Raw genomic sequence first — 12,483 nt, forward strand, 5'->3', positions numbered from 1 at the left:
CCCCCCCCCAGATCTGGCGGGATCCCCGGGAGGCCGACAGTTAGATTTCCCACCAGCGGGGTGTGGCGCAGCTTGGTAGCGCGGGTGCTTTGGGAGCACTAGGTCGCAGGTTCGAATCCTGTCGCCCCGATTGACTTTTCACCGATAGGCAAATTTCGCGGGAGCTGAGCGGGAGCTGGGAGGACTCCTGCGGGCTCTGAAAACAGCGGCTCGACCATCGGCTTTCTTCAGCCCCAGCCTTTGGGGTAATGAGATCCCCAGGCGGATGAGTGGCTCTAGAGCCCTCCAGTGAGCTTTTGGGCCGTCCTCGGGGAGGTTGGTGTCCATTTGCCCGGTGGCTGCGTTTAGCTCATCCTGTTTGGTGCTCAGGGCAAGGCGCACCCCCGAGTCGTCTGCGTAGTCACCCGGTTAGTCCTCCGCTTTTCAGCAGGGCGGCACCTCCTCGATCCTTTCGCACGCGCAAGGCGGAATGGCTTAGCTGGCTTTCCCCTCCCTAACGCAGTTCTCTTGCCCCTCTCCATAGGCCGCCCTCCTCGACCTTCCTTAGGTACGAGGTTGAGCGCCATGGGGTGAGCTCACGCACCTGGGAGCCACCACACAGCCTGGCAAACGTCGTTGGGCGATGCGCACCTATTCGCGAACAGTTCGCCCTCAGTGACGCCCAAGTAATCCGATTGGTGGAGAGGCTCCAGGCGATTGACAGCGAGGAGGCATCAAGTCGGGCGTTTGCGCTCACGTTTTGCGCTGAGTAAGGGTACGTTCCACGGATCTATTTCACCTTCAGTTCAAGGGTGAGCAGCTCTGGTGCATGTATTGCAAAAAGTCCGGAGGGGGCACTACAAAGCCGCGACAACTCTTGGCAGCTCCAGTGCTGGCTTCGGACGGGTCGCCACGGATTGGCGGCTGGAGAAGTGGCTTCGAGCTGGAGAGCCTCTACCGCAGGTTATTTAGCCAATGCTGGCCGGCGACCACATGGAGCGCTTCCTGAGACGTCAGGTGATCTGGCAGCAGCTGAGCACCGAAGCGCAGCAGTTTGGGGAAGAGCTGGTGCCCTATTCCCAGCGCCCCCGCTACTCCGCCACCTGTCATCGCAACAACGTTCCACCGGAGTTCATCGCAGAAGCCATGGGCCATAGCGGTCGCTGCGTTCGAAGAGGCGTTCGGTGGCGCGAAAACTGAACAAACCGCTAACACTTGTTGAGAAGTGCCCTATACTTCCTTTGGACGGCGTTCGCTGGTCGTCCGGGTCTGTTATGGCGTGTGGAAGCTCGCTCGACAGTCTTGCCACCTACCAATCCTGCCTCGAAACGGAGCCTCACCGCGTTGAGGCCGGTCTTCCAGCCGAGCAACTAACCCCAGGCCTTTAGCGAGATCACTTGACAACCACCACAGACCAATGGGTCTGAGGGTGATCTCCTGACTTCACCATGACTACCACTCTCGAGTGGCTGACCTCGACCGAGATTGCTCGGCGATTCAGGATCAGCCGTAACCGTCTAATTGAGCTGCGCCAAACCGGTGTGCTTGTTCCCGGCAAGCACTACATCACACAGGGCCGAAGGACCGTTTGGGATCCTGCGGCAACTGAGGATGCGTTCCGTGTGTACGCACGGCATCTATCTCAAGTCCAAGCTCCTGAAACCTACGCAGAGGTAGTGCAATGACCTTTCTCACCGACAGCCAAGTAAATAGCCTCAGCAAGAGCGGAGACACAACCGAAAAGGATCTGTCCCCTGTCTCAAAAGTGAAGGAAGACTCTTTTAGGCCATGCAGGCTCAGCGAAGGGGAACTTCGTCGATACATCAAGCACGATTGTGAATCCGGTATTCATGGAGATGATGGCGAAATGTTTATTTATGAAGATTATGTAATGGAAGCTTATGATGGATATTTCTTTGCTGGAATAGATCTTATGCTTGAATTTGAGGAGGCCTTGAACAGGGTCGCGGACCTTGCCGTGCAAATGGCTTACCATAATGCAGTGCATGGGAATACTCCCATCCTGGGCGAGTTGAGTGGGGTTGAAGAAATGAGTAATGCAGCAATGAAGGCAGAAGAGTATATCCGCGAGAGATTAATGTAAGTATAGCACTGCAAGATGTTGGCGGAAGATGCGATGCGGGTCGCAGTTTTGCTTTGCATAAGGCTTTATAATTAAGCAAGTATTCATCAACGGGGCTGGCACACTGTGTTGGCCCCTTTTAATGAGCCAGGGGACCCAAGAGGCTTCAGACAGGCAGCCGCGAATCGTTAAGTGCACACACATAACAAGATTCATTCACGGCACTCAGAAGAGCCCCGAAGGGCCGGAGAGTGAGTCGCAAGGGCGATGACTCGTGGCCACGTGCGCGGGCCCATCCGTGGATGCTTCCGCTCTTTAGTGAGAATGACTATCATTCCCATATAGATAGGTCTCCCGCTTGGCTGACCGCCAAGTCCTGGCATGCAGAAGTCAGTAAATCTGAGCAATTCGATCACCTACCGCTGCAGGCCTCTCCGGTGCCGCACGGTCCTTGATGCCGTCATTTACGACCTCGAGGGGATGGCTGAATCTGCCGGCCATCAGCAGGTCGAATGGATGACCCTCACTCCTTACACCACGCGGGTGGGCACACCGCGGCAAACACTGATTGGCCGGCTATCAGCTTGGTACGACCACTGCAGGCGGCTGTCCACGGAGCCATGGAGAGATCCTCTGTCCTGCCCGATTTACCGCGTCGGCTCGATGCCGCGCTTGCCTAGGCGCGGCCGGCGTCCTGGTTGCTGGCTGCTGGATGCCTCCCGAGAACGAGAAATCTGGCACCGACTCCGCAATTTCAGTTGTCTGAGCCGATCCGAACATCAACGGGTGAATCAGCTTGCCGAGAGTGCGCGAGGCAGCGACGTTCACAGCGCCTATGCGGCTTGGCACCTGCAACACACCGCTAATTGATTCTCAATAAGGCCTCGGGGGGCTCCAAAATCTGCCCACTCCCAAGAAGCCAGTCAAGCACTCACTGGTTGTCGTATCATGACTAAGGACAACCCCCGAGGACGAGGTGCCAAAAACCAACGGCTCCGGCCAGGCCAGGGTGCTGAGCCCGGGGGAACTTGATCAGCTCATGGCGGCAGCACCCTCACCGGAGCACAGGGCGCTCTGGGCGGTGATGCGCTTTACGGGTAGCCGTGCCACCGAAACGCTGCGCCTGCACTGGGGGGCGATCCACAACGACAGAATTGTCTTTGCCGCAGCAACCACGAAAACCAAGCGCACTCGGGAGCCACTTGTTGCACCACGGCTACGTGAGGAGCTGGAGCAATTCCGTATCCACTGGCAGCGCCGGCATCAACGGGATGCCAAGAACGGCTCCCTGCTGTTCATCAGCCCCGGGAGCGAAAGCCAGCCCATCACCCGCCAGGCCGCCGACAAGGCACTGAGACGGGCACTGCAGACGCTTGGCCCAGGCTTCCCGAGCGGGGTGTCGCTGCACAGCTTCAGAAGGAGCCTGGCGACGACGATGGCCCAACGCGGAGCAAGTCTCCGGACCGTTCAACGGTTTACGGGTCACGCCAGCCTCGGGCAGCTCCAGACCTACATCGATGTGGCAGAAGCAGATGAAGCAGCTGCTCTTGAGCTGCTGGATTGATCATCCCTGGCGGGACAACTAAGTCCGGAGGCTCTCGAGCGCTGGCCGCAGGCCTCCGGTATTAGTTAAAAAAAGTACTCGTCGTACTTGCTCCAGTCCTCTGAGTCCTGCTCAGGTGGTGTTAGTTCGTCCACGGAGGGGTTCATCCACACCTTCACCCTGGAGTTGGCTGCCAGATCGCTCGCTCCTTCAGCCAGAGCTCCACCGCACTGGGCCTCTCCCTCTGCACCTCCTCGATGTCGATCAGGAGATTCTTGACGGTCTCGGGGGAGATGAACGGGTGCATCTCCTTCAGGGCCAGGTAGGCCTTCCAGACATTCTTCTGCCGGTTGTAAAGCTTCGCTTGTCTTGTCATGAGTCTCAGGTGTGTTGAGTTGATTGGGGGCTTCCGTACCATTTGAAAATGTGTCCGTTGTCCCTATATGGGGCAGATCCCCTCCGTCGCAACGGTTTCTTATAGGGACACCATTTTCGGCCTCGGGGGAGGTGTCCTTATATGGCGAGGCGTCGGATATAGGGACACCAGTCAAATCGCCTTCAGGCGTGTCCTTATATAAATCGTGCTGCCGCAGCGGTTCTGCCCCATATAGGGACAAAGGACACCTTTTTTCACCCCCCGCACGGGGGGGTTCAAGGGGAATCGCATAAGACTTGGCTGGCTTCTGCTTTGGCCCCGCCGGAACGTTCCCCCCGAGAACGAGAACCCCGTCCTCCACCCAGCGCGTTAACCAGCGGTGGACGCTCTTCTTCGAAGGCGCCTCCCTCCCCTGGCCGGTCACCTCCTCAACCAGCGGCTCCCAGACCTCTGCCGCAGTCATCCGCCGCTCCTCAAGCGTGGTGGTCCCCCGAGCCCGGTCCCTCACGATCCGCAGCGCGATGGTCGACGGCTCCGGGTCCCCCTGCCCCTCATCCATCCGGCGCTCAGTCGGGGTGTGGTCCCAGACGCTGTAGACGCCATTGACATCCCGCTCCACCACCAGGCAATCACCCTCACGGCCCAGCCGGCTCTTCTTGACCTGGATGTAGCGGCAGTTGCTGGCGGTGCGGCCTTCGGCCCGAATCCGCTCCCGCTCTTCCCCCGAGAGCTCCCTGAGGTGCCACTGCTCATCGACGGCAGCCGTCAGATACCGCGTGCCCCGCACCTCCCCTTGGGCGTTGTCGTGGTGGATCCAGAGGATCGTGCAGGGATGGAATCCCCCGAGCTCGGGATCTTCCCCATTCATCCGGGCGTAGTAGTACAGCGGGGACGCAAACGCCTTGTCCTTCTCCTGTTCCTGCATGTCGGTGGAACACGACCCGATGGAATCGATCACCACCAGGGCCGGCTTAATCTCATTGATCCATGTCGTGAGATCCGCCAGGTAGTTCATCTGGAAGCCCTTGCGGACGATGAACCACCCCGAGTCCTTCTCGGCGTCGATGCCGTTGTCCTCGCAGTCCCTGTAGAGCTTCGCTGGGTTCTGGTCGTTTTGGATCCAGAGCACCTTGCCTGCGGGAACCGGCACCTTGATGCCCCGGATCGTCATTGGCTCGCCCTGGCCCACCATGCGTGCAAAGCCCATGGCTGCGCTCGTCTTCCCCTTACCTGGGGCCGCATGCAGGATGATCTGCGAGGGCTTCATCATCAGGTTGGGGATCGTGAAGGTCATCTTCTCGACCTCCCACCACGGCTTGGCATTCGTCATCTGCGCCTGCTTGTAGGCGCGGTACTCCTGCTCCGCCTTAATGCAGTCGATGCCCGTCATCCGCCGCCCGGTGGTCTGGGCCAGGTCCTGCATCAGGTCCTTGGCCGTCGCCGGGTTGGGGTTTCTCTTCAGGAGGTTGGAGAGCGAGTCAAAGAAGCTCTCGGGCCCCATCTTCACCTGAGGCTTGAACGAGACCTCCGAGCGCTGCACCATCTGTGCATCGTCGGGGTACTTGTACCCAAGCTCTGGAGCCAGCCTGGCGACATAGGTTTCCAGCGCCGGTCCCTTAGGCCGCCCAGCGAACTTGTCTCCTGTCTCAATCTTGTGGACGAAGTCCAAGACATCGCCGCCGACACCGCATGCCTTGCAGTCCCAGCAGCCGGTCAGCTCTGAATACTGAAAAGAAGTGCCGCTCTTGCCCCCGTGCCATGGACAGCCGCTTACCCGATGCGGGTTTTTCGATGGGCGCGTCTGCCACCCGTAGTCGTAGAAGGTCGGGTGCTTAAAGATCAGATCCTCGAGCCTGGGCATCAGCTGGGCCTGCACCTCTTCTGAGAAGAACCAGCCGCGGATCTGCTTGGAGGGAATGAGGGTCTGACCGGCCTCCGACTCCAGCTCGGTCATCTCCGCATCGGTGAGCCAGCCCTGAGGCTTGAGGTGCTGGCGGATCACATCGAGCACCCACTCGGGGGCCTCTGCCGGCTGGCCACCGTTGTAATTAAGAAAGGTGTACTTCCTGCCCTTCTCCGGATGCGGTGAGCGGGGCAGAACCGACTGGCACCGGTTGAAGCGCAGAACTACTTCCTCGTACTCCGGCTCGCTGGCCTCCTTGGCGGTGCGGTTGCTGTCCCCCTGGCCCAATGCCCATGTCTGATCGAGCCGCAGGATGATGGTGTTGATGTGGCGCATGCTGATGAGCATGTGCTCCGGAACCCGATAAAGCAGCTGCCTGCGACCCGGCTTCCCCGAAGTCCAGGACATGGTGGTTTCCGCCCCATGGGCCTCATACGCCTCGCCAACTTCAGCCTTGAAGCGCCCGTCCGCGTCATGGCCATCGATATCCAGGGCAATCAGTCCCCCCGAGAGCTCACCGGTCACCACCCCAAAACCCTGGTAGCGACTGTCTTCCCAGAACAATCCTTCTGAGTCGATGTGCTTCCTCTTGTGCTCGCCCCACTCCCTGACATAGGTCGCCTTGCCCGCCACCGGAATCAGCGTCCACTCCGCGGGAAACACTTTCTTCTGCACCCATTCCAAACAAGTGCCATCTGGTGGGAGCTGCTTGTCAACCCAACTTGATTGAGCACTTCCGGAACTATTTACTGAGCCATCAGAGCCAGGCTTTGCTGAATCAGCTTTCGAGTCTTTGGCTTGATCTTCTGAATTAGAGCTACCTGATTTTGGCATGGCAATAAAAAGTCTCCTCGGAGAACAAAAAGGGTGTCAATCTAGAAATTACCGCTATCGCTGAATTCCGAGAGACCCATAACTTCGATTGTCTGCGTATATCTACATACAGCTTTAAGCTCGACCATCAATTATAGTCAGCTATCTTTGACTACAACATCAAGCGCCGCTGCGACTACAGCAGCCGCGGGAGCTGTATGGAGGGCCAAATGCTTTATGGATACCAAAGCCTGTGCTCTCTATGTAGTCAGATGGCGGCTGCGGCCGCATACGTTGAAATTCACCCCTGCTGAACCTTTGACGGTGGCTTGACTACATGGTCAGGCTCAGGTCTTGACTACAGAGTCAGGCTCAGGTCTTGACTGCATTGGACGAGCACTCCCCCTGCCAGGTTTTCAAGAGTGGAATGGATGTCGTGCCAGCCCGATGCCAGATAGTTCCCCCGAGTGCGGCAACAAGAACGCAACCAGCACAACGCATCACGACAGCAAGTGGCCTCGTTGCTTAATGAAAGCTGCCATCGCGGCTCTCGCGGCTCCTAGCGCTGAGACTATTTAATAGTGCATTGATATACATTTTTCAGAGCGATGTATATCTTGAGCTCCCCCCTAAGGCTACAAAGAGGCCCCAAATCATGCTCGCCGACGCATAGTCATGTGCCAGCAGATTGCTTGACAGGCTTGCCACTTAGACAGTACAGTTCTCTCAGCCAATGAGGCAGGACTGCGCTGCAGTCGCTCACCCTCACTGGTACTCGTCAGGCTATAGCTGCCTGACACTTCTATTCCCCTTCTTCTATTGCGCTTCTCTTCAGAAGCGCCATGCCTATGCCCATCCGCTGAGCGGCTGCTTTGCCGCGCCAAATCATAGAAACGCTTCCCCGGCGGCCACACGGATTCGGTCCTGTTGAGAGGACTGTTGACGTCAACTGATAGGTGCAAGTGAGAGGGCCAGGCGCGCTGCGTCTGGGTCAGGGACATGCGGTCCCCGTGGCGCTCTTACTCGGCCGAGTGGATCATGGGGTGAGCGGACAGACGAGGGGTGGCCTGATTGGCTGTCTACCCCGAGGACGGATCACGCCGGTGCGGACCCTTTATGGGTTCGGGTTCTACAGGTGTCCCGTGACTGAGCTGTCCCAGCGTTCCGGACTTTTGTTCCGGTTGAATATAAGCGCAGGAAAGTATCAATAGACGCCAAGTCTTCCTCCTGCGGGGCCTTGCGGCCCTGACGCGCTGTGCACCCCGTGTGCCAACCCGTCGCAGCCTGTGCAAGTCAGGCTTCCAGTCTCTGAACGTGACTGAAAAGAAGGGCAAAAACACCCGACAAAGACCGTTCTAAAATTCAATCCACCTGTGATCTACGCCGGCGCTGCCGTGTGATCACAGGCAAGGCGCAGCATCGCTCGACCCGTATCCGTACAGGTCGGGCTTTTGCTGTTTGGGGGTTCAAGTCCCTCTGGATTGACTCGCCCCGCCTCTGTGGTGGGGCTTTTCGTATCCGCTCATCCTCATCCCCCTTTTCGGTCTACCCATGACCACCCAATCAAAATCTTTGTGCCTGGCTGATTCCCTCAGCCGGGCTCCTTTTGCGTGGCCCGGAGGCTATCCCCTCCATGCCATTACCAACGATGGCGCTGCACTCTGCCGGCACTGCTGCAAAACCGAGCGGCTGTCAATTGCCACCACTACCGGCAATGACGGCTGGACTGTGGTGGCGCAGGCCATCAACTGGGAAGATCCAGATCTGCTTTGTGATCACTGCGGCAGCCGCATCGAATCGGCTTACGCGGAGGGCTGATCTATGAGCTCTTTTGAGATCGAGACCTACGAGCTCCCTACTCATTGGGCCTGCTACTTCATCAACGCAGACCCCAGCTGCCTCGATGACGCCGACATTGCGGAAGCTGACGGCTGGTGGGAGGAGACCTTCCCATGTCAGTCCGTCTCCTGCGTAGATGTCAAAGAAGACGGTCACTTCTGCAAGTACCACGACGCTGATCGTTGGTGCCTGGCCGGTGAGGTGGCGACGTTCACCTTCCTGATCCACAAGGAGGGCTGAGCGATGTTCCGCAACCACTGGTTCCGCGGGCCCTGGAGTGAAGGCGAGCTGCCCCCCGAGTGCGTCGCCGACTGCTCCAGCTCCGGCCCCGTTGATGAGGCCGTGGAGTTCTGGGTGCGTCACCTGGAGTTCGACGGGCCTCCCTGGTTGATGCGCCGCCACCTGCGTGGCTATGGCGCTTGGACGGTGGCAGATCTCTGTGATCACCAGGCCAACCGCCGCCGCCTGCTGTGGATCTGGGCCTGCAGTTGCCGAGAAGGCGATTCATTGCTGGCTCTGGAGTGACGCTCCGCGTCGTCCACGCCACCGCGCCCGGCTGAAAGCTGCCGTGCACTTCGTTCTCTATCCGCTCACCCGGCCACAGGCCGGCTTTTTTATGACTGCCTCCATCACCCTGGTGGGTCGCGCCGCGACAACACCTGCGGCTGTGTTTTACGAATCCGGAACTGTCCGGGTCACTTTCTCAATGACGGTCAGCCGCCAGCGCTTTGGCGTGCATTCCGAGCCGTTTCATCTTGAGCTTTGGGGCAAGCAAGCCCAGCGTGCCTACGACGAGATCAAGCCCGGTGAGCTGATCGGCGTGATCGGCGATATCCGCATGCAAGAGGGCCAACCCTGGGTCCTGGTCGATCGCCTCGAGCTGCTCGGAGCAAGAAGTACCGGTGTTGCAGAGGTGGCATGAGCGCAACCACCAAGACCAAGGCCCGCTCCCATCGCCCAGCCACTAGCCGCGGAAGTCGCAAGGCTTCTGGCTCCGATCGGGCCCCGTCACCAGAAGAAAAGCTCGTCGCCGATCTCATCGCCCTAATCGAGCAGGGCACCGCGCCTTGGCGGCGGGAATGGCAGGGCCACCAGGGGGCCCACCGCAACTTGCTGAGCAGCCATGAGTACCGCGGCTCCAACCCCCTGCTCTTGGAGTTCGGCGCACTCCTGAAGAGCCACACCCTGCCGCTGTGGCTCGGCGCCGCCCAGGCCAAGGCCCAAGGCTGGTTTCCGCGCAAGGGCAGCAGCGCGGTGCGGATCGTGCGGCCCCAGCTGAACCAGCGCGATCAACTAGATGCCAGCGGTGGAGCTGTGCTGTCCCCCGAGGGCGAGACGATCACCACCAGCTGGGTGTCGTACAAGGTCGTACCGGTGTTTAACGCAGCTGATCTGGTCGGCACCTCGCATGAGGCGCAGCAGACCCTTGAGGCGGCGATTGCATCAGCCCTCCACCTGGCCGGCACCCCTGCCACGCCTGCTGCTCGCCTCGAGCATGCCGAGTCAGTGCTGGAGGCTTGGCCAGTGGCGACCGTCTTTGGTGGGGCTTTTGCCTGCTACAGCCCAGCAGCGGATCGCATCGCCATGCCACTGCCGGAAGCTTTCTTACAGAGGGAGGCCTACGGCGCCACTTGGGCGCATGAGCAGATCCACTCCACCGGCCACCCCTCAAGGCTGGAGCGACCGCAGAGCGGTGCGATGGGCAGCTCTGCCTATGCCAAAGAAGAGCTGGTGGCTGAGCTCGGGGCGGTGATCGTCTGCCAGCGGCTGCAGATCGGCTCGGACTTCCAGAACCATGCGGCATATCTCGCGCACTGGGCTGAGCTACTGCGGGAGAAGCCCTCGGTGCTGTTTCAGGTGCTGAGCGCTGCGCGGCAGGCGGCTGATCTGATTGCTCCTGAGCCAACACCGGCAGCAGCAGATGAAATCACGAGCCCAGAGCCGATGGCTCCATGAAAAGACCGGGGGCTCATCCCCGGTCCGGGCGTATCCGCTCATCCCAAGCAGTACCCCGCCCAGGGTGAGCGATTCGAGCCTACGGGCCTCAGCCACAGCGACAGCGACAGCAACGAACCAGTTCCTCAACCCCGTCCACCGACTTCATCTCCATGAGCCACAAACCAAAGCGCCGCCGCAGCTCCACGATCTCTGCTTCCGCGCAAGACAACTTCTGGAGCACCGTCGCCGCTTACTCCTCTGAGCTTGCCCACGTGGCCGGGCCGCTGCTGGAGGCGATCGGCCAGACCGCTAACGCCATCGAGCGGGCAGACCGCCAAAACCGTGCCTTGGAGGCAGCTTGGGAGGAGTGGGAGAAATAGAGGCGTTGCCAGAACGTCATCACCGTCATCAGGCGGCAAGGAATGGCGGGAAGGCAAGTGGCGAAACAAAACCAACCCCCCCGAGCACGCGAACTTGCCTCAATCGCCCTCCCGGGGTAGTACTGGTGTATGCATGCGCATGTTGCTATGTCGCCTGCCCCGCTTTTGCGAATGCATCCCTCCCGCAACGAGCCGATCGAGGAGTGGCCCTACCTCGATGAGGGCACCATGCAGAAGACCCGCAGCTGCAAGGTCTGCATGACCTGCCACTGGTTTAGGCACCACGCCGGGGTGAACTGCATCCCGATGCTCACCTGCCAGCTGCACCAGGGGCTAATCGCCCATGGCGAGCACCTGACCAGCCGCTGCCAGGGCTGGCCTGAGCGTCCCATGCACCCCCTGCGCTGTCACCGGCAAACGGCCTTCCTTATTGCCTTGGCCTGTTAGCGCTTGAGCAGGCCAAAGGCTGATCCAACCGGAAACCGCCTTCCGTCGTCGCCACGACAAGCAGGTTGACCCGCCATCACCAACACTGGCTTGGCTGAGAGAGCACTTCCCGCGCCCATGGTCTTCGCCTCGCCTCGCGCCTACATGCTGCTGTCGATGGCAGCAGCGGTCGCGACGATCGTGCTGAAAACGCTGGCCTGGCGCCTGACCGGCTCGGTGGGCCTGCTCTCCGATGCCATGGAATCGGGCGTGAACCTGGTCGCAGCCCTTGGCGCGATCTGGGCGCTCACCCTGGCGGCCAAACCTGCCGATCGCAGCCACCCCTACGGCCACTTCAAGGCCGAATACTTCTCAAGCGGCCTGGAAAGTGTGCTGATCGTGGTGGCAGCTCTCGCCATCATGCATACCGCCATCGGCCGCCTGCAGCAGCCCCAACCGCTGGAGCAGCTGGGCATCGGCCTGGTCATTTCCCTGCTGGCAACCGCGCTGAATGGTCTGGTGGCCTGGGTGCTGTTGAAAGCCTCGCGGCGCTTTGATTCGATCACCCTGCGCGCCGATGCCCACCATCTGCTCACCGACGTCTGGACCTCCATCGGTGTGGTTCTGGGCATCGGCCTGGTGAAACTCACCGGCCTGACGATTCTCGACCCCCTGATTGCGATCGCCGTGGCGCTGAACATCGTCGTCACTGGCTGGAAGCTGTTTCACGAAACCGCCTCCGGCCTGCTGGATCGCTCCCTGTCCGATCCCGAGCAACAGGTTCTCGAAGATCTGCTGGCTAGCTGTGAAACAGACGAGATCAAATTCCATGCTTTGCGCACCCGCGTAGCTGGTTCCCGTCGCTTCGTGTCGTTCCACGTGCTCGTGCCTGGTCATTGGAGCGTGCAGGCAGGCCACGACCTCTGCGATCAGTTGGAGCACAAGGTGGCGGCCACCTTGACGCGCACGCATGTGTTCACTCACCTCGAGCCGATCGAGGATCCGAAAGCCTGGGAAGACCAGGGCTTCCGCTGGGAGCAGGGCTGATGCCCGGCAAGCCCTGCCCTAGGAGGCTGTTGCGCATAGATCTCGGAGCACCTTCTCCGCAGACGGCTGTGTATCTGCCCAGAATCAAGTGACAGCAATGGTTCTGGACGAGATCATGGGCCATGAGCAAGCCCAAGACCTTCCGCCCCTGGTTGC

12 protein-coding genes and 1 tRNA gene are annotated in these 12,483 nt (G+C 59.9%); 12 read left to right on the forward strand and 1 reads right to left on the reverse strand.

Going from position 1 to position 12,483, the window contains the following annotated elements; all coding sequences use genetic code 11:
• Positions 1-56 precede the first annotated feature (56 nt).
• The 4 genes from KQ304_RS04330 to KQ304_RS04345 all read left to right on the forward strand — a co-directional run bounded on the left by KQ304_RS04330 (position 57) and on the right by KQ304_RS04345 (position 3,626).
• Positions 57-130 (forward strand) — tRNA-Pro (locus tag KQ304_RS04330).
• A gap of 824 nt (positions 131-954) precedes the next feature.
• Entirely contained in the window at positions 955-1,179 is a 225-nt protein-coding gene (locus tag KQ304_RS04335) for a hypothetical protein (RefSeq protein WP_259735887.1), read from the forward strand.
• Positions 1,180-1,660: 481 nt separating this feature from the next.
• The gene (locus KQ304_RS04340) at positions 1,661-2,083 is read left to right on the forward strand and encodes a hypothetical protein (protein ID WP_259735888.1); all 423 of its coding nucleotides are present in this window, start codon (positions 1,661-1,663) and stop codon (positions 2,081-2,083) included.
• Between the two features lie 988 nt (positions 2,084-3,071).
• Entirely contained in the window at positions 3,072-3,626 is a 555-nt protein-coding gene (locus KQ304_RS04345) for a site-specific integrase (protein WP_259735902.1), read from the forward strand.
• A 65-nt stretch (positions 3,627-3,691) separates the two neighbouring features.
• On the opposite strand, the gene KQ304_RS04350 is transcribed toward KQ304_RS04345, so the two are convergent.
• The gene (locus KQ304_RS04350; protein ID WP_259735889.1) at positions 3,692-6,559 is read right to left on the reverse strand and encodes a bifunctional DNA primase/polymerase; all 2,868 of its coding nucleotides are present in this window, start codon (positions 6,557-6,559) and stop codon (positions 3,692-3,694) included.
• A gap of 1,689 nt (positions 6,560-8,248) precedes the next feature.
• On the opposite strand from KQ304_RS04350, the gene KQ304_RS04355 reads away from it, so the two are divergent.
• From KQ304_RS04355 to KQ304_RS04390, 8 genes are all read left to right on the forward strand, one after another.
• Positions 8,249-8,515, forward strand: a complete 267-nt coding sequence (locus tag KQ304_RS04355) for a hypothetical protein (protein WP_259735890.1) — start codon at positions 8,249-8,251, stop codon at positions 8,513-8,515.
• 3 nt (positions 8,516-8,518) lie between these two features.
• The gene (locus KQ304_RS04360; protein WP_259735891.1) at positions 8,519-8,776 is read left to right on the forward strand and encodes a DUF6926 domain-containing protein; all 258 of its coding nucleotides are present in this window, start codon (positions 8,519-8,521) and stop codon (positions 8,774-8,776) included.
• Between the two features lie 3 nt (positions 8,777-8,779).
• Positions 8,780-9,061: a hypothetical protein gene (locus KQ304_RS04365; protein WP_259735892.1), complete on the forward strand. Its 282-nt coding sequence runs from the start codon at positions 8,780-8,782 to the stop codon at positions 9,059-9,061.
• Between the two features lie 43 nt (positions 9,062-9,104).
• On the forward strand, positions 9,105-9,458 hold the full coding sequence (locus KQ304_RS04370; protein ID WP_259735893.1) for a single-stranded DNA-binding protein: 354 nt from the start codon (positions 9,105-9,107) through the stop codon (positions 9,456-9,458).
• Positions 9,455-10,492 carry an ArdC family protein gene (locus KQ304_RS04375; protein ID WP_259735894.1) on the forward strand — a complete coding sequence of 346 codons (1,038 nt, stop codon included), beginning with the start codon at positions 9,455-9,457 and terminating at the stop codon, positions 10,490-10,492. Before KQ304_RS04370 ends, KQ304_RS04375 begins: the two co-directional genes overlap by 4 nt.
• 152 nt (positions 10,493-10,644) lie before the next feature.
• Entirely contained in the window at positions 10,645-10,854 is a 210-nt protein-coding gene (locus KQ304_RS04380; RefSeq protein WP_259735895.1) for a hypothetical protein, read from the forward strand.
• A 171-nt stretch (positions 10,855-11,025) separates the two neighbouring features.
• Positions 11,026-11,301: a galactose oxidase gene (locus KQ304_RS04385; protein ID WP_259735896.1), complete on the forward strand. Its 276-nt coding sequence runs from the start codon at positions 11,026-11,028 to the stop codon at positions 11,299-11,301.
• Positions 11,302-11,418: 117 nt separating this feature from the next.
• The gene (locus tag KQ304_RS04390; RefSeq protein WP_259735897.1) at positions 11,419-12,327 is read left to right on the forward strand and encodes a cation diffusion facilitator family transporter; all 909 of its coding nucleotides are present in this window, start codon (positions 11,419-11,421) and stop codon (positions 12,325-12,327) included.
• Positions 12,328-12,483 lie beyond the last annotated feature (156 nt).

It is taken from the genome of Synechococcus sp. CS-1329, assembly GCF_025128055.1.
GTDB lineage: Bacteria > Cyanobacteriota > Cyanobacteriia > PCC-6307 > Cyanobiaceae > Regnicoccus_A.